The following is a 16263-nucleotide window of genomic DNA, read 5'->3' on the forward strand; positions in this document are numbered from 1 at the left end:
TACCGGTAGTATGGCTTATCCGCAATGAGAAAACACAACAAAAAAACCTCACAATCTGTGAGGTTTTAAACGGCAGATTTTTCAGTTGGAACTGCTTCAGGCTGTTCAGCATGACGCGAAAACGGATGGATGTGAAAGATCGCATTCAAGAGAATGGCGGTAAAGCTTCCCGCGACAATTCCGTTCTCTGTCAAAAGTTTGACGGCGTCAGGAAGGTTTTGAAACATTTGTGGTACAACCGTCACGCCGAGGCCGATTCCGATTGAACATGCTACGATCAATAAGTTCTCCTGCTTTCCGAAATCAACCCTGCTCAGCATTTTGATCCCGTAGGCGATCACCATGCCGAACATCGCTACCATAGCGCCGCCGAGAACAGGTTTAGGAATGATCGTCGTTAAAGCAGCGGCTTTCGGAAACAGCCCCAACAGAATAAGAAAAGCTCCAGCAAGCGCGATCACGCTGTTTTTCTTAACCCCTGTCAGCTGAACAAGACCGACGTTTTGCGAATAGGCCGTATAAGGGAAGGCATTGAAAACCCCGCCCAGCAGCACGGCAATCCCTTCGGCGCGATATCCTTTTGCTAAATCTTTTTCTGTCAGCCGGCGATCCGTCAAATCACCCAATGCAAAGTAGACGCCTGTAGACTCGACAAGGCTGACGATCAGCACGAGGGACATCGTCAAGATCGGTGTGACCTCAAAAACAGGGGCACCGAAGTAAAACGGATGGATCATCTGCACCCAGCCCGCGTTTGCCACTTCTGTAAAATCAACTTTTCCCATCAGTGCGGCGCCGGCTGTTCCTGCGATCAGGCCGATTAAAATGGAAATCGATTTGATAAATCCTGTTGTAAAACGATATAAAAGAACGATGACCAGTAAAACGGAAAAAGCTAAAGCAAGATTGGACAGCTCGCCGAAATCGCTGCTGCCTTCACCGCCGGCCATGTTGTTCATCGCAACCGGAATCAAGGTGATACCGATCACCGTGACGACCGATCCTGTGACAACGGGAGGGAAAAACTTAACAAGCTTTCCGAAGAAAAAAGAAACGATGACGACAATCACACCGCCTGCTATGATGCTTCCGTAGATCGCTGGAATACCGTATTTCGCGGCGATCGAAATCATCGGGGACACGGCTGTGAACGTACATCCCAATACAACAGGCAAGCCGATTCCGAAAAAGCGGTTTTTCCAAACTTGCAGCAGCGTCGCCACACCGCACATTAAAATGTCGGCAGACACAAGGTATGTCAGCTGAGCCGGCGTCAGACCGAGAGCGCCGCCGACGATCAGCGGTACGACAACGGCTCCTGCATACATGGCCAGGACGTGCTGAATGCTTAATGAAACGGTTTTACCGGCCGTAAGTTTCATGACCCAACCTCCTGTAAAAAGGTAACTTTTCCGTCGGCAAGAGATGCAATACGCGCAAGGGATTCGACTCTGATTCCAAGATTGTCAAGCTCCTCCCTGCCCGTCTGGAATGATTTTTCGATGACAATCCCGATTCCGCACACCTTTGCGCCGGCCTGTTCAATGATGGAAACGAGTCCTTTCGCTGCTTGTCCGTTTGCCAAAAAGTCGTCGATGATCAGAACTTTGTCATCCTTTGAAAGGTGGCTGGCTGATACGGCAATCGCACTTTCCGTTTTCTTTGTAAATGAATAGACAGAAGCCGTCAACAGATTTTCCGTTAAGGTAAGCGATTGACGCTTTCTTGCAAATACTACCGGCACGCCCAGCTTCAAGCCTGCCATCACGGCAGGTGCGATGCCCGAGGATTCAATCGTCACAATCTTCGTGACGCCTTCCTCCCGGAAAAGCGTGGCAAACTCTTCACCGACAGCAAGCATTAATTCCGGATCGATTTGATGATTTAAAAATGAATCAACTTTCAGCACTTCATCAGACAACACCGTGCCCTGCTCTGCAATTTTTCGTTTTAGCTTTTCCATTAAACCCCTCCGTTCATCAATTGCCCTTCATTAAAAAAAGCATTGTCCGCTCGGATATTGAATGCGAGCGGGCAATGCTTAAAAAGACGAATTCCGTCTGTTTCACTAAAAGACGTTCGTTTTCTTATCGCCCACTCATAGTCGGACATTTACGGTGTCCGGTAGAAACTTGCGTGCCATATCCACGCGATTATATGAGTGATATAATGTATCAAATTATATCAACTTTCGGCACGAATGAAAAGGGTTAAAACAAAAAAAGACGAACCTGCACACATTTTTTCAGTTAAAATGTTCGTATTTAACAGAAAATTCTGACCCAAAAACCCCTCCCAGGCACACGGGAGGGGGTTCTTTTATAAATAGAGTGTTGTATATTTTTCTTCCAGGTAGCGGATTAAATGACGGACGTTTAATTCTTCGCCTGTTGCAGATTTGATGATTTCCAGCGGTTTTTTTCTTTTGCCGTGGACGTGAACATGCTCTGTCAGCCACTTTCTAATCGGTTGAAAATCTCCGTTTTCAATCAGGCGGTTAAACTCCGGAAGGTCTTTCAGCATGCTTGATTTCAGTTGAGCTGCATACATATATCCGAGCGCATATGAAGGGAAATAACCGAAATCGCCCCCGGACCAATGGACATCCTGCAGAATCCCTTTAGCATCGTCAGGAGGCGTAATGCCCAGATATGCTTCATATTTGTCATTCCATAGTTTCGGAAGGTCTCCGACCGATACTTCGCCGCTGAAAATCGCTTTTTCAATTTCGTAGCGAATCATAATATGCAGTGGATATGTCAGCTCATCAGCCTCAATCCGAATCAGCGACGGCTTTGATTCATTAACGGCCCTGTAGAACCCTTCGGCAGTAACGCCTGCAAACTGGTCAGGACTTGCTTCTTTTATTTTCTCAAAATACCGCGTCCAAAAGCCTTGATGCCTGCCGATAAAATTCTCATAGAAAAGGGATTGGGATTCATGAATGCCCATTGATGCGCCGTCTGCTAAATTGGTTCCACCCAGCGCTTCATCAATGTTCTGTTCATAAATGGCATGGCCGCATTCATGAATCGTTCCGAAAACAGCCGAGCGAAAATCGTCTTCATTGTATGCTGTGGTCACCCGAGCATCTCCTTGGCTGATCGTCACCTGGAAAGGATGAACCGTCTCATCCAGGCGCCCCGCCTCAAAATCATAGCCCAGTTCTTTTAAGAAGAAGTGGCATACATCGCGCTGCCGCTCTTTCGGGAAACGTTCATGCACAAAGCCCGTATCAGGCTTTTGATCACTGGCGGCAATCTTTTGCACAAGCGGAACGATCGCCTCCCGCAATTCAGAAAAAAGGCCGTCGAGCTTTTCGACTGTAACGCCTGGTTCGTATTGATCCAGAAGCGTATTATAAGGGTGGCCTTCATATCCCCAGTATGAGATAAACCGTTTTTTAAAGTCGATGATTTTTTCTAAATACGGAGCAAAGAGAGAAAAATCGGACGCCTTTTTTGCTTTTTCCCAGGCGGATTCCGCTCTGGATGTCAGCGTCGTATATTCTTTGAACTCCTCTTCCGGAATCTTGCTGTTTAAATCGTACTCTTTTTTCGCTTCCTCAACCGCTTTCCGTGTATCGGAAGGCAGATCTTGTTTTTGCTCGGTGAGGGCATCCAATAGTTCTTTCATCCGCGGGGACGTTCTCATCTGAAAGACGTCTGCCGACAATTGGCCGATGGCTTCAGCGCGGCTTTCTTCCCCTTTTATCGGCGCGCCCGTCCTCATATCCCAGTACATGACGTTAATCGCTTGCTCATACCGGCTGATTTTCTTTAATGTTTCTAAAAACTCTTTTTCATATGTATTGATCGACATCATTCATCCTCCTCTTCCCGTATATGATGCGAATTGTAATCAGACTAATGGAAATATTTACGAAAGTCAACTTTTATGCGACCAAAAAAAAGAAAAGCGGGATTTCCGCTTTTCTTTATACATAGACTGGCTGAACAGGAAGCACAGATTCGACTTCTTTTATCACATTCCATTCTTTTTCATCGCCCGCAAAAATGCTGATCGTGCCGGAGTCGCTGTTTGATCTGATCAGACGTCCGATGCCTTGGCGCAACCTTAGCAGCATGTAAGGAAGGTCAACTTCGCGAAAGGCGTTTTCCATGCCGCCCCGCTTCGCTTCAAACACAGGATCATGCGGCGGAAAAGGAAGCGACCAGATGATGACATTTTGAAGCGGGTCTCCGGGAATATCGAGCCCTTCCCATAGATGTACAGAGCACAATACGGATTCTTCTACCGTTTGAAACTTTTCAACGATTGTACTGATTTCTTCATCCCCTTCAAAGTAAACGGGAAACGAAAATGATTCCTGTGCAATCCGGCGCTTGAAGGACAGAAGCTCCTCAAAAGACGGAAACAGGATCAGCGTCTTCCCGCCCGATTCTTTGATCGCACGGATTGCCACTTTTTCTTTCGCTTCTCTTTCCTCGTTTCGATGGATGTACACTTTCATCTGCTCTTCATAATCGTACGGCGAATCAACGGTAAATGATAAGTAGTCGCGGATCCCTAGGCTTGTCGCCAAATAATCGAACGATCCGTTTTCCGATAATGTCGCCGATGAGAAAATAAACGGAATCTGCTTGGAGAACACCTTTTCTCCGAGAACTTCGGAAACGGTTCTCGGCATGACGACGAATGTAGACTCAAGCTCTTTTTGCTCAAGCCAGCTGATCGCATTTTTCCTGTAGAGGGAAAGGGAGTAAGCCATCTGTTCGAGATACTCTTCGACAACAGTTAAAGCGTACTGATCGATCGTGTACAGCTCGCCTTCAAAAACGAGCGCCTCCCCGATTTTTTCAAGCAAATCATACAGCTCGGCGGCTGCTTTTTTTAGATTGGTATGATCTTTGATGCGCATGCGCTCAGAGCCTTCTGCTTTTTCGGCGTTTTCCGAAAGCAAACCGAAAAATTCGTCGTTGGCGCGAAGCGCTTCTTCGACTAGCTCTGCAAATTCTTCTCTGATGTCATTGCCGAGCAGGCGCTCGAGAAACATTTCGAGCGTCGATTGCTTCACCCTGTACGTCAGCGCTTTTTGAGCGGCAAACTCGAGCAAATGTCCTTCATCGAAAACCACTGCGCTGTGATCCGGCAAAAGCGGAAGCTGACCTTCCCGTTTTCTCGCCTCTTCTGTCCAAACATGCTCCATATAGAAATCATGGGAACAGATGATGAAATCGGTTGATTTTCGATAATGGTCTCTTGACAGTGTGAGCCCGCAGCGGTGCCTCATATCACATGTGAGGCAGTCTTGAAAAGAATCGTAACCGATTTCAGACCATTCATCATTTGATAAAGACGAATACTCTTTTCTATCTCCGTATGGATAAAAAGTCTGCATGCCCTGCGATTCATGAACGAAAGACGGCAGACTTTCGTAAAGGTCAAGCCATTTCTCATCATCAGAGCGCTGCATCGTTTTCTCCAGTTTTTTCAAACATAAATATTGATCATGCGACTTGCTGAGCCTTGCGTCAATCGTCAAGCCTAAATGCTCGGAAATTTTGTAAATATCGCCTTCTTTTTTGACGAGCTGTTCGATCAGCGTCTCATCCGCACAAGCGATGACCGCCGGCTTGCCCGTATACCTGGCATAGCTCAAGGCAAACAGAAGATAGACGAGCGTTTTTCCGGTTCCGACTCCGGCTTCAGCAAACATGACCTTCTTTTCCTTAAATGCACGTTCTAATTGAAAAGCCATGAATATTTGCTCATCGCGCAAATCAAAGCCTTTTTCAGGAAGAATATCGTAAAATACATCACCGATCCAATTGTTCAGTTCTTCATAAAAGTTTTTTGTTTTTGTTAATGAAAAAGGCAGACGAGATGCTGTCACCCTGCTCCAACCCCCAACTATCGAGTTTTCAGAACTTCTATCCTATCACTATGATTCGGGAAATTCAACAAGAAAGATTTGAAAAAAGGAGCAGGAAGCCTCTCTCAACTATTTCCGGTAAATCGAATGCGTCAAAAACGGATGATCTGTCGATTCCATATGGCTGATCGCGTTTTTCAATTCTTCCTTTGCATATGTAAGGCGCTCTCCGCCAATGTCCTCGAGCTGGTTTTCTGACGTCTCCAGCGCTTTTTGAATCATTTGAATGTGATCGCTGTTCAACATGAAATCACCCCTTTTCAAATCGAATAATCCCGAGTATATGCAGGATGAATCGTTTTTATACAGGCTGATTTTATGTTTTTTCTTTCTTTACTCTTGGGGCGGACCGTTTTCGCAGCGGTCAAACACCCTTTTTTCATTCATATAAAAGCTTAACATCAGATAACAAGGACTGTGTTAGACAATGTGCTCTTTATCCATCATAAAAACCCAGTCTATTCTGTTTTTCTATCATATCCTGTAGGGACTTAAAAATTTATAGACTAAAGGTGGAGAGTTTATGTACTATTATGAACCGGCAAAGAAAGATTATTGGGATTATGATTATGATCCTTACAAGAAGGATCACGATTATTGCAAAAAGGACTTCTACTATCATGAGCCTTGCAAGAAGGATTATTATTATCATGAGCCTTGCAAAAAAGACTTCTATTACCATGAACCTTGCAAGAAGGATTACGATTATTGCAAAAAGGATTATTACTACCATGAGGATTACAAAAAAGACTACGATTACCACAAGCCTTGCAAGAAGGATTACGATTACTGTAAAAAGGACTTCTACTACCATGAGCCTTGTAAAAAAGATTATGATTACCACAAGCCTTGCAAAAAAGACTGCTACTATGAGCCGCGCAAAAAATGCTATGATTCGTCTTATAAAAAGAAAAATGATTCATGGATTTATTAGTGAGTCGATGTTTTGCCATGCGCTTTTAAGGGGCTAAGGTAACCTCGAGGGGCGCGAATTTATAAACGCCGTTCGGCGGCTTTCCAGCTATGGAAAGAAAAAAAGGCTGCCGTTTTACATGGCAGCCTTTAAACTTTACTTCTCTTTATTCGGTTTTGGCGGCCTTTTCCCCCAATACTGGTAATAGTCCGTCTTAATAAAACCGTTAAAGAGTTTCCGTTTTTTTGTTGCTTTTTTCCCGTAGCACTCTTCAAAACGCTCGTTAGATGTCAGGATGTAAACAGACCACGTATCAAGTTCGGCAAATGCTTTGCCCATATCTTTATACATGGCTTCGACTGCTTTCTTTTCACCGAGGCGTTCCCCGTACGGCGGATTTCCGACGATCACGCCGTATTCCTCTTTCGTCCGAAAATCCTTTACCTGCATTTGCTTAAATTCGATGAAATCGGCGAGTCCCGCTTCCTCGGCATTTGCCTTGGCGATCTCGATCATCCGATGATCGAGGTCATACCCCGAAATTAAAAGCGGCTGATCATAATTCGCTTTGTCTTCGACTTCCAGCCTCGCTTGATCCCACACTTCTTTGCCGATCCATTCCCATCTTTCAGATGCAAAATCCCTGTTGAAACCCGGCGCGATATTTTGGCCGATCAAAGCGGCTTCAATCGGTATCGTACCCGAACCGCAAAACGGATCGACAAAAGGCCTGTCAGGCGTCCAATTTGTCAATAGAATCAAAGCTGCAGCAAGGGTTTCTTTCAGCGGCGCTTCCCCTTGGCCGGTTCGGTATCCCCGTTTATGGAGCCCGGCTCCGGATGAATCAAGCGTTATGACCGCTTTGTCTTTTAAAAGAGAGACCTCAATTTTGTATTCCGGGCCTGTTTCCTCAAGCCACTCGCCTTGTGTTCGATACTCTGATTTCAACTTTTCGGCGATCGCTTTTTTGACGATGCGCTGGCAGTCCGGCACGCTTGCTAGCACTGATTTAACAGACTTTCCCGTCACAGGGAATGACGCGTGTTCAGGAAGATAGGCGCTCCAGTCGATCGCTTTTGTCTTCTCGAATAATTCGTCAAAAGTCTTGGCTGTAAATTCGGCAACCTGAACTTTCACCCTGTCAGCTGTTCTCAGCCACAGATTGGCTCTGCAGATGGCGAGGGCATCGCCTTCAAACACGACTTTGCCGTTGTCAACTGTACAATCATATCCAAGGTCGCGTACCTCTTTGGCGACGATCGCTTCAATTCCCATCGGCGCTGTTGCGATTAGTGTATAGGTTTTCATCATATCACCTGTTTTTATGTATGTTTTTTACATGATAAAAGCTCTCCTACCTGCGGAGAGCTTATACATTGTCATCATCATAATAGTGTGTAACGTTCTGTAAGCCATGTTTTGTTCCGTCGTACTGCCGTCGGCTGCGAAGCCTCGTACTCGGGTGGTAATCATCTATCTACAGAGTCAACTCTGTCCTTCCTTCCGTTCATTTCCGTCCAGAAGGTTCCCCTACCAAAATTTGGGTTTCTCGCTCGAGGGGTTTACCGCGTTCCACTCTCACCATTTCTAGTGAGACTTCGTCACTGTGGCACTTTCAAGGATACTCAGCCATATCCATAAAGGACGTAGGCTTTTTTCCTGCCGTCAGCCTTCTGCAAGGCTGCCCTAGCTTATGACTTCGCTAGGCACGAACACTACGGGCATCTCAGCACCGTGCGAGCATGGACTTTCCTCTACAGATGTAAAATCTGCAGCGATTACCCGAACGTTAAGACATCCACTATTATAGCTTAGTTTGTTCTAAAGGGCAAGCGGTTTTCATCAATCGTATAATTTGCTTCCAAACACATGTTTTTCCAAATTGGAAAGTCGTTTTAGAATATCAAAATTGGTCGTATTTGATTGAGCCGGCTGTCTCTTGTTGGCTTCTTCAAGCTGTTTTTTCAACTGCAGGTTTTCCTGCTGCAATTCTTCGATCTCCTGATGGAAGGCTTCATAGTCTTTAATGACCATGTCCAAGAATTTGTCAACGTCTTCCTGCTTGTAGCCTCTGACTCCTGTTTTGAATTCTTTTTCCAAAATTTCTTTAGCAGAAAGCTTCACTTTATCAGCAAGCATCTTTTTCACCTCATATCGTGAATCATCATCTTATATTTTTTCAGAAAACGTGTGCAATGTCAAATTTTCTCTTGCACTTTTTACTCTTCGTAAAAGCTGCATTCTTCAACGGTGACTCTCAGGTCATCCATCGTAATCGTGTAGATCGGAAAATCGCGCTTTTCCTGAGCCTTTTTTGCTTCATTCAGCATATACACAGGCGAGCCTTCGATTTCTTCGTCGTACAGAATCAATAAGCCATCCGCCTTTTCGATGAAGAACCGGTTTTTTTGTTTAAATTGCACCGGGCTTTCGTACGGCCTGTGTGTCAAGCTTTCAGTGAAATCGCTGGCTGCGAGCACAGCTTCATACTGCTCTTGGTTTTTCTCATTCCACTTCTTTTCCTGTTCCAAAAACGGAGTGATAACCGCCACTTTCAAGTCGGGATATTCTTCCTGCAGCGAAAACGCGACTTCAGCCGCCCATAGTTCAGTGCCAAGCTGGCCTGAGATAAGGATCCATTCCAGGCCTTCCTCAAGGAGGGCGATCATCCGGTTTTCAAGCGCTTTTTTTATGTAGAACAGAGCCTTGTCATCCTGTTTGAAAATCCCGAGTTCAAACGGCTTGTACCCTGTAACGGCCAATACTTTCATTATGATCACCTGCTAAAAAATGGGGCCGTATTCCGCCCCATTTTTTTAAAGATATTCTGTTGCTCACGTTCAATCCGGCGCTCGTTCATCCTGACAAAACTTCCGAAAACCCTTTTTAGTAAGGTCCCATGCCCATTCCAGGTCCTGGCATCCCTCCAGGCCCAGGCATCATTCCTGCTCCAGGGCTCACGAAGTGCTGGTGTGATGCCTGGTTGACAGCTGATTGAGTTTGCGGGTAGTAATGAACATGCTGAAAATGCTGATGGTTGACATTTGTTGTGTGCTGCGGGTGAATGTGCGGTACGACGGTTTTGCTTTGCGTATGATTGTAGCAGCATTGAGTAGGATGAACAATCGGCGCCATTACATGCGGTTTACAGTGCATGAAAATTCCCCTTTCTTTAAGCTTCTATATACACTATTAAACTATGAAGCAAGGGGTAAACATGTACTAATATAAAAACCTATTTTAAAAGTAAGCCATAAAGCTTTCCTTGAAATTCGTCATGATCAATACGATAAACAATACGACGACAAAAAACAGATAAAACAGCCCCTTATACATATCGACGCTCCCTTCAAACCATTCTAACGTTATTTTACAAGAAGCGATCGGTTTCTACAATTCATAACGTGCTTGAAATGTTTGGCTTTCGAAGATCGTCGTTTTCTGCGCTTGCCCGGGGAATATTTCGTCCGTATTTCCTCTCCAGCCGCTCGCGCCGTCTCAAGAGGCCGGCCATTTCTTTTTCGGTCAACTCAAACTTTTGTGAACCGTGCTGTTTGAGCAGGTTATCCGTTACTTCGAGAGCGGCCTGAATATCCCGCTTTCGATGTTCAAGGTATTTGGCGAGTTCGATGCCTGCGCGCCAGGCGGTTTTTCCGTCTTCTCCATTTTGGAGCTTCAGCCAAAGAGCTGCGGCTTCTTTTAGCATGCCTTGTTTTTTGTACTGCATGGATAAATCGAATGATGCGCGTTCAGACTGCTCAAAAGGCTTTTTTTCAAGCTCCTGCAATTGCGCTGTCGCAAGCTCTGTCTCCCGGTTGGCGAGGAGCCATTTTGCCATCGCATACTTTTCATTTGCTTCTGCTGTCTGCTCCGGAGTGAGGATTTTTTTCGATAAATGGATGTAAAGAGAGATTAAAGAAAGCACGTCAAGCTCATTGTGGTGCAAAACGCCTTCAATGATTTCCGGACGTTCCTCCTTTAAAAAATGAAAATACATCATCGGCGCCAGGTAGCCCGGCGTATCTTCAGTTCTTACAACGCCCAGCTCTTCCTTTTCCACTGTCCCCAAGGAGACGCGGTCAAATTTATGCTTCCAAAGGCGGCGGGATCCGTGCAGCAGGTCAAAGTGGCCGAAATCCGGCAGCTTTGGGACCCTGTCGCGAATCAGCGTGTGCCTCGTTTTCACCTGGGGCCAGTCGAACGCTTTGCCGTTATAGGTGACAAGAGACTGAATATCGACTTCACTCAGAAAACTGTGATAAAGGGCCGCTTCGTGCCCCGGCTTTGGCAGGAGATGCTGTTTGACGACTACGCGGTCGTCATACACCCTTGCATGGCCGAGCAAGAAGATCGCATTGCCAGCCCCTCCTCCGAGACCGGTCGTTTCCGTATCAAAGAAAAAAAGCTGGCTCGGTGTATACCCTTTGCTTGAAAGCGAGTGGGAAACGGTGCTATTGTTCCATCGCCTAACCGTCTCATGAAGCTCAGAAAACGCGTAATGGCCATGAACATACGTCAACGGATAAACGACTTCCCTGATCAGGCAATAGCATTCCTCAAACACATATGGTTTAACACCGAGTTCGGTCCATTCTTTCTCAAAACCGACGGACATGGAAGTCCGCTTTTCTGCCGGAGGTTCCGTTTTTTCTTCTTTCGCTTGATTTCCCAGGTGATGCTTATAGCGATTAAGTTTTCGTTTTAAAGACATGCCGCTCAACCTTTCCAGCCTTTTAAAAGGCGCAGAGCATTGTTTTTTGTCTGTTCGCCGCTGCCGCCCACTCCTATGCAGGAAGGGCATCCTGACTCACACGGACATCTTGAAATCAGCCGGTGCGCTTCACTGATGATCTCGGGCATTTGTTCATACACTTTCTGAGACAGACCCACTCCGCCGGGATAGCGATCATACAAAAAGATCGTCGGCTTTTCGTTATGAACGGCTTTGATTTGCGGAAAAACATGCAGGTCAGATGGATCGCACATCACTTTTAAGGCAGCGACATGTCCCAGGACGTTTGCAGTCCCAAGCAAAGCCTCTTCCAATTTGATGTCGTTCCAATTTTGCCGCTCATCATCGTTCACCTGCACCCAAGCGGCATTGGTATGCAGCTCCTCTTCCGGCAGATGAATCGGTCCTGAACCAATATTTTCATGCGTTTCAAATTTTATTTTCTTAAAAATTGTCGCTTTTGCCTGAACGGTCACATCCCCAAAACCGAACGCTGCGGTTTCCGTCTTTTTCTCCTTGTCAACTTCGAGAACTCTCAATAGGACGGCAAGATTGGCATCCGTATAGTAATCAACTTGAACCTCGCGGACAAACGCCTTTTTCTCCTCCCAGTCAAGCTTTTCCACCTGGTATTGGATGCCTTGATGCAAATAAATGGCTTCATCGTGAAGAAGTGTCATGGCACTGAACCTGTCCATTTCCCCAATCACTAGCGCCTTCTCTCGTCTTGACTGATCAATAATGACAACATTTTCCTGAGAAGCCGACCTCAAGCTGATGCCGTGCGCCGGAAAAGCGTCATTCATCCAGTGATACGTGTTCCCGGTTAAGTGGAGAACCCTTTCTTCTGCCAAGTAGTCAAGAATATCCTCGATTTCGGCACCGCCGAATGTGTCCGTTCTTTTGAAGGGCAGTTCAAAGGCTGCGCATTTGATATGATCGACGAGAATGACCAGGTTGTCCGGATTAATGACGGCAGTCTCGGGATTTTGTTTAAAGAAATAATCCGGATTCTGTACGATGTACTGATCGAGCGGGGCTGAACTTGCCACCATGACAATCAGCGCTTCGTTGTGCCTTCTTCCGGCGCGGCCGGCCTGCTGCCAGGCGCTCGAGATCGTTCCCGGATATCCGGTCATGATGCATGTCTGCAGCTGTCCGATGTCAACGCCCAGTTCGAGTGCATTCGTGCTGACAACGCCTTTAATGTCCCCGCTGCGAAGGCCTTTTTCAATGACGCGCCGCTCGTTCGGCAGATAGCCGCCCCTGTATCCCTGAATCGAATGAGGGCCGACAATCGGTTTCATCACTTCCTGCAAGTATGTCAATATAATTTCAACCCGGACTCTGCTTCTCGCAAACACAATCGTCTGAATGCCGTTTTTCAGAAATTCGGATGCGAGCTTTCTCACTTCAAGGGTCGCGCTTTTCCTGATGTTAAGCGAACGGTTGACCATCGGCGGGTTGTAAAATAAAAAGTGCTTTCTTCCCGACGGGGCGCCGTTGTTTGAAATCAGGTGCATCGGCTGCCCCGTGAGCGTCTCAGCGAGCTCCAATGGATTGGCGATCGTCGCGGATGTACAGATAAACTGCGGCTTGCTTCCATAAAATTCAGCGATCCGCATCAGCCGTCTGATGACATTGGCTACATGGCTGCCAAAGACTCCCCTGTATACGTGAAGTTCATCGATGACGATATATTTCAGGTTTTCGAACAATGACACCCATTTTGTATGATGGGGCAAGATCGCCGAATGCAGCATATCTGGATTTGTAATGACGATATGGCCTGCTTTTCTGACTTTCTGCCTGATCGAAGGCGACGTATCTCCGTCATATGTATAACAGTTGATCGACGCACCGATTTCATCGATTAATTCATTCAGTTCGCTTTTTTGGTCCTGCGACAATGCCTTTGTCGGAAAAAGGTATAAGCTGCGTGCATCTTGGTCTTCTGTGATCCGCTGAATGACGGGCAGATTGTAGCAAAGCGTCTTGCCTGATGCCGTCGGCGTCACAAGCGTCACGTTTTTGCCGGCGGTGCTGTGCAGAAATGCGTCAGCCTGATGGGAATACAGCTTTTCTATCCCTCTTTGATGTAAAGCATGCACGATTCTCTTATCTAAACCTTCAGGAAAATCGCGGTAATCCGCTTCTTTTTCCTCGATTGTATGCCAATGAACAATTTGCCTGCTGAAAGCTTGGTCTTCTTTCAGAAGCTGAATCATATCTATCAAATTTCGTTTTTGAAACAACGCTGTCACCTCTCCTTTCTATTTTAGCGAATGTCCGTTCGTTCTGAAAGAGGTGATTTTCTGACAAAATGAAAAAGCAGAGAATCGCTCTCTGCTTTTTGCTGTTACTTAACTTTAAGCTCCATAAGCTTTGTCTCGCTTTTTTTCGCTTCTGCCTCTTCATGTTTTGTGACGCGCTCCAACACATCGCCGTTCATAATGACGATCGGTGTAATTGTGCTGCTCGCTTTTTCCTTGATCAGTTCCAAATCGCACGTTATTAAAGGATCGCCGACTTTTACTTTGTCTCCTTCTTTGACATGGGCTGTGAAACCTTCGCCTTCCATCGCTACTGTTTCCAGACCGATGTGAATCAAGAGCTCCACACCGGACAATGAACGAATGCCGATGGCATGTTTTGTGTGGAACAGCTGGATCACTTCCCCGTCGACAGGTGACACGATCTCGCCCGCGGAAGGCTCGACAGCCATTCCGTCGCCCATCATCTTTTGGGAGAAAACGGGGTCAGGGACTTTTGAAAGTTCTAAAACTTGTCCGTCAACCGGTGAAAAAACGGTTTCTTCTTTCACTTCATTTTGTTTCTGACCAATACCGAATAATTTTTTCAGCAATACAGTTGGGCTCCTTTCAAAACGCCTCTTTATGATGGCTATTAAAAGAGGAACAGGTTAAATATCAAATCTTTGGATTCCCCATTATTTAACCACACTTTCAAATTCCCATCAATGAATAACCATATCAAGAGCCCCTGCATAAGCTGAAAATAAAAAAATCGGGGGTGATGAAGAATGGATTTCAAGGAAAACGATAATCACTCACTCAACAAGAAAGACGAAATTCAAGAATCGGTTGAACAGTTATTTTACAACTCACCTTTTCACGATATTTTAAATTCATTCCAAAAGCTGATATCAGATCAGCTTCAGAACTCCACCATTTCCATGCACATCAGAGAGGAGGATGGGGCGCTTCACATCGATATCGCCGTTCCTGAATCGTTTCAAAACGGAGATATCATGATTGAAGCGAAATCGAGGTATCTTCATGTCGCCTTGAAGGAAAAACAAGAAAGCGGCGGTTCTTCATCATTTACAAGCCTGTCCAGAACCGTTCTGCTCCCATATCCCGTCCGTGAAGAAACAATGAAGACGTCGTGGAACCGAAATGTCCTCACGGTCTCATTTCCGGAGCAAAAAAAGCATGAATGACCTTCATCCATGCTTTTTTTATTTGAAGAATCCCATAAACCCTTTGGCCAGCGCTCCGACCTGGTTGACCGTGCTCACCATCTGGCCTGCGGTGTCCATCATTTTGCTGAAATCAAACTGCCCGTTCTTTTTTTTGAATTGCGACAGAAAGCTTTGAAATTGTGATGGCTGGTGAAGATTCGGCCGCGGCGAAGGATATGGATGCTGATAAGGAAATGCCTGAAACGGCGGAAGCGGCTGCATTTGCTGCTGAACAGGCTGATGATAGACTGAAAACGGGTCCAAATTCTGTTCAATCGGCTGTTGATATGCCTGCGGCCGCTGAGCGGGATGGGCGTACGGGACGGTTTCCTGGCTGTAGTACGGCTGAACGGGATGATAGGCCTGATGATTTTGCTGATAGGCTTGAGCATACGCACCAGGGCCGGAATAAGGATATACGGCGGCTCTCCTCTCTTCCATCTTTCCTCTCCTCCTAAAGCCCTTTTTTTATAAGTGTATGATATAGCAACATTTCTCGTTCCAACGGTTTTGTCACAAGTTTGTCAAAAAGTGTCGAAAATTTTAATATTTGAAAAACAGAAAAAAGTCGAATTGTTATGGTACTATATTATTAATATAAAGGAGAGGGGATGCACCATATGAACGTATCATACTTAAGAAATTGTTTTGCCGAGATGAAACAGTATGAGACAGACTGCATGAACAAACTGATGGATTTCGCCAAGTTTTTGTATATCCAAGGACATCTGACATTAAACGAATTTCGCACAAGTATGAAAGTTCTTGAAGCGAATGGCGCACAGCACCCTGCTTATGATATGAATACGGACGCCAGCTAAACAAACAGCCCTCATAAAAAAGAGACCGGGAATTAGGCCCGGTCTTCTTTTAATATATCGTCTTCTACGTTTTTCAGCGTGTAGAGGACGGATTCCGTCAGATCTTTAAAGCGTTTTTTATGAATTTTGCAGAAATAGGACTGCATGAAAATTTCATTCGCATTTTCCTCAACCGAGTTGAGCTGTTCTTCGTAAATGTATTTTGGCCGATTGGCCTTGATATAAGGCAGGCTTTCCGCCAGCCAGCTTTTCACTGTTTGTTCGAAACTCTCGACAGAAGGTTTGACAACTTCGAAAAAATCGTATTCCGTCCCTTCCTCTTTTCCCTTACTGTATCGTTCTTCCGCTTCTTTTACAAGGCGGATTAATTCCCGTGTCTGTACAAGAAGAGTCTGTGTATCCAATTTTTTCACCTCG

The 16263-nt window shown here is 45.8% G+C and carries 17 protein-coding genes, 1 other RNA gene and 1 riboswitch; of the genes, 3 read left to right on the forward strand and 15 right to left on the reverse strand.

The window, feature by feature from the left end; genetic code table 11:
• Positions 1–65 precede the first annotated feature (65 nt).
• The 5 genes from MKX80_RS11695 to MKX80_RS11715 form a co-directional block, all read right to left on the reverse strand.
• Positions 66–1382 carry a nucleobase:cation symporter-2 family protein gene (locus tag MKX80_RS11695; RefSeq protein WP_154999427.1) on the reverse strand — a complete coding sequence of 439 codons (1317 nt, stop codon included), beginning with the start codon at positions 1380–1382 and terminating at the stop codon, positions 66–68.
• Positions 1379–1963, reverse strand: coding sequence for a xanthine phosphoribosyltransferase (xpt, locus tag MKX80_RS11700; protein ID WP_268343217.1), 585 nt, complete (start codon positions 1961–1963; stop codon positions 1379–1381). The genes MKX80_RS11695 and xpt overlap by 4 nt, the downstream gene beginning before the upstream one ends.
• 118 nt (positions 1964–2081) lie before the next feature.
• A riboswitch (purine riboswitch) is annotated at positions 2082–2181 on the reverse strand.
• 138 nt (positions 2182–2319) lie between these two features.
• On the reverse strand, positions 2320–3822 hold the full coding sequence (locus MKX80_RS11705) for a carboxypeptidase M32 (protein WP_268315009.1): 1503 nt from the start codon (positions 3820–3822) through the stop codon (positions 2320–2322).
• 115 nt (positions 3823–3937) lie between these two features.
• Positions 3938–5857, reverse strand: coding sequence for an ATP-dependent DNA helicase (locus MKX80_RS11710; protein WP_154999430.1), 1920 nt, complete (start codon positions 5855–5857; stop codon positions 3938–3940).
• Positions 5858–5965: 108 nt separating this feature from the next.
• Positions 5966–6142, reverse strand: a complete 177-nt coding sequence (locus tag MKX80_RS11715) for a hypothetical protein (RefSeq protein ID WP_176274717.1) — start codon at positions 6140–6142, stop codon at positions 5966–5968.
• Between the two features lie 277 nt (positions 6143–6419).
• Here MKX80_RS11715 and MKX80_RS11720 point away from each other — a divergent pair, with 277 nt between their 5' ends.
• Positions 6420–6830, forward strand: a complete 411-nt coding sequence (locus tag MKX80_RS11720) for a hypothetical protein (protein WP_154999431.1) — start codon at positions 6420–6422, stop codon at positions 6828–6830.
• Positions 6831–6965: 135 nt separating this feature from the next.
• Here MKX80_RS11720 and MKX80_RS11725 read toward each other — a convergent pair whose 3' ends face one another.
• From MKX80_RS11725 to MKX80_RS11760, 8 genes are all read right to left on the reverse strand, one after another.
• Positions 6966–8117: a class I SAM-dependent RNA methyltransferase gene (locus tag MKX80_RS11725; protein ID WP_234111907.1), complete on the reverse strand. Its 1152-nt coding sequence runs from the start codon at positions 8115–8117 to the stop codon at positions 6966–6968.
• A gap of 95 nt (positions 8118–8212) precedes the next feature.
• Positions 8213–8599: RNase P RNA component class B (gene rnpB / locus MKX80_RS11730), an RNA gene on the reverse strand.
• Between the two features lie 52 nt (positions 8600–8651).
• Complete coding sequence (gene gpsB / locus MKX80_RS11735) at positions 8652–8948, reverse strand: cell division regulator GpsB (protein WP_003182873.1); 297 nt, start codon at positions 8946–8948, stop codon at positions 8652–8654.
• 80 nt (positions 8949–9028) lie between these two features.
• Complete coding sequence (locus MKX80_RS11740) at positions 9029–9580, reverse strand: DUF1273 domain-containing protein (RefSeq protein WP_154999432.1); 552 nt, start codon at positions 9578–9580, stop codon at positions 9029–9031.
• 115 nt (positions 9581–9695) lie between these two features.
• Positions 9696–9965, reverse strand: coding sequence for a CotD family spore coat protein (locus MKX80_RS11745; protein ID WP_176274719.1), 270 nt, complete (start codon positions 9963–9965; stop codon positions 9696–9698).
• A gap of 241 nt (positions 9966–10206) precedes the next feature.
• Positions 10207–11520, reverse strand: coding sequence for a ribonuclease H-like domain-containing protein (locus MKX80_RS11750; protein ID WP_182070476.1), 1314 nt, complete (start codon positions 11518–11520; stop codon positions 10207–10209).
• Positions 11521–11525: 5 nt separating this feature from the next.
• Positions 11526–13796 carry a DEAD/DEAH box helicase gene (locus MKX80_RS11755; protein WP_326172040.1) on the reverse strand — a complete coding sequence of 757 codons (2271 nt, stop codon included), beginning with the start codon at positions 13794–13796 and terminating at the stop codon, positions 11526–11528.
• Positions 13797–13900: 104 nt separating this feature from the next.
• Entirely contained in the window at positions 13901–14407 is a 507-nt protein-coding gene (locus MKX80_RS11760; RefSeq protein ID WP_043926959.1) for a PTS glucose transporter subunit IIA, read from the reverse strand.
• 177 nt (positions 14408–14584) lie between these two features.
• Here MKX80_RS11760 and MKX80_RS11765 point away from each other — a divergent pair, with 177 nt between their 5' ends.
• Positions 14585–15004 (forward strand): Hsp20/alpha crystallin family protein, encoded by a 420-nt coding sequence (locus MKX80_RS11765; protein WP_154994781.1) that lies wholly within the window; start codon positions 14585–14587, stop codon positions 15002–15004.
• A gap of 18 nt (positions 15005–15022) precedes the next feature.
• Here the strand turns inward: MKX80_RS11765 and MKX80_RS11770 are convergent, their stop codons facing one another.
• Positions 15023–15466, reverse strand: coding sequence for a YppG family protein (locus tag MKX80_RS11770; RefSeq protein ID WP_154994779.1), 444 nt, complete (start codon positions 15464–15466; stop codon positions 15023–15025).
• Between the two features lie 179 nt (positions 15467–15645).
• Between MKX80_RS11770 and MKX80_RS11775 the strand changes: the two genes are divergently transcribed.
• On the forward strand, positions 15646–15846 hold the full coding sequence (locus MKX80_RS11775) for a YppF family protein (protein ID WP_011198064.1): 201 nt from the start codon (positions 15646–15648) through the stop codon (positions 15844–15846).
• Between the two features lie 32 nt (positions 15847–15878).
• Here the strand turns inward: MKX80_RS11775 and MKX80_RS11780 are convergent, their stop codons facing one another.
• The gene (locus MKX80_RS11780) at positions 15879–16250 is read right to left on the reverse strand and encodes a YppE family protein (protein WP_154994778.1); all 372 of its coding nucleotides are present in this window, start codon (positions 16248–16250) and stop codon (positions 15879–15881) included.
• Positions 16251–16263 lie beyond the last annotated feature (13 nt).

It is taken from the genome of Bacillus sp. FSL K6-0972, assembly GCF_037976035.1.
Lineage (GTDB): Bacteria > Bacillota > Bacilli > Bacillales > Bacillaceae > Bacillus > Bacillus haynesii.

Coding starts and splice junctions, on each gene's coding strand:
- MKX80_RS11695 (WP_154999427.1), bottom strand. CDS start 1,382: ATGAAACTTACGGCCGGTAAAACCGTTTCATTAAGCATTCAGCACGTC.
- xpt (WP_268343217.1), bottom strand. CDS start 1,963: ATGGAAAAGCTAAAACGAAAAATTGCAGAGCAGGGCACGGTGTTGTCT.
- MKX80_RS11705 (WP_268315009.1), bottom strand. CDS start 3,822: ATGTCGATCAATACATATGAAAAAGAGTTTTTAGAAACATTAAAGAAA.
- MKX80_RS11715 (WP_176274717.1), bottom strand. CDS start 6,142: ATGTTGAACAGCGATCACATTCAAATGATTCAAAAAGCGCTGGAGACG.
- MKX80_RS11720 (WP_154999431.1), top strand. CDS start 6,420: ATGTACTATTATGAACCGGCAAAGAAAGATTATTGGGATTATGATTAT.
- MKX80_RS11725 (WP_234111907.1), bottom strand. CDS start 8,117: ATGAAAACCTATACACTAATCGCAACAGCGCCGATGGGAATTGAAGCG.
- gpsB (WP_003182873.1), bottom strand. CDS start 8,948: ATGCTTGCTGATAAAGTGAAGCTTTCTGCTAAAGAAATTTTGGAAAAA.
- MKX80_RS11740 (WP_154999432.1), bottom strand. CDS start 9,580: ATGAAAGTATTGGCCGTTACAGGGTACAAGCCGTTTGAACTCGGGATT.
- MKX80_RS11745 (WP_176274719.1), bottom strand. CDS start 9,965: ATGCACTGTAAACCGCATGTAATGGCGCCGATTGTTCATCCTACTCAA.
- MKX80_RS11750 (WP_182070476.1), bottom strand. CDS start 11,520: ATGTCTTTAAAACGAAAACTTAATCGCTATAAGCATCACCTGGGAAAT.
- MKX80_RS11765 (WP_154994781.1), top strand. CDS start 14,585: ATGGATTTCAAGGAAAACGATAATCACTCACTCAACAAGAAAGACGAA.
- MKX80_RS11770 (WP_154994779.1), bottom strand. CDS start 15,466: ATGGAAGAGAGGAGAGCCGCCGTATATCCTTATTCCGGCCCTGGTGCG.
- MKX80_RS11775 (WP_011198064.1), top strand. CDS start 15,646: ATGAACGTATCATACTTAAGAAATTGTTTTGCCGAGATGAAACAGTAT.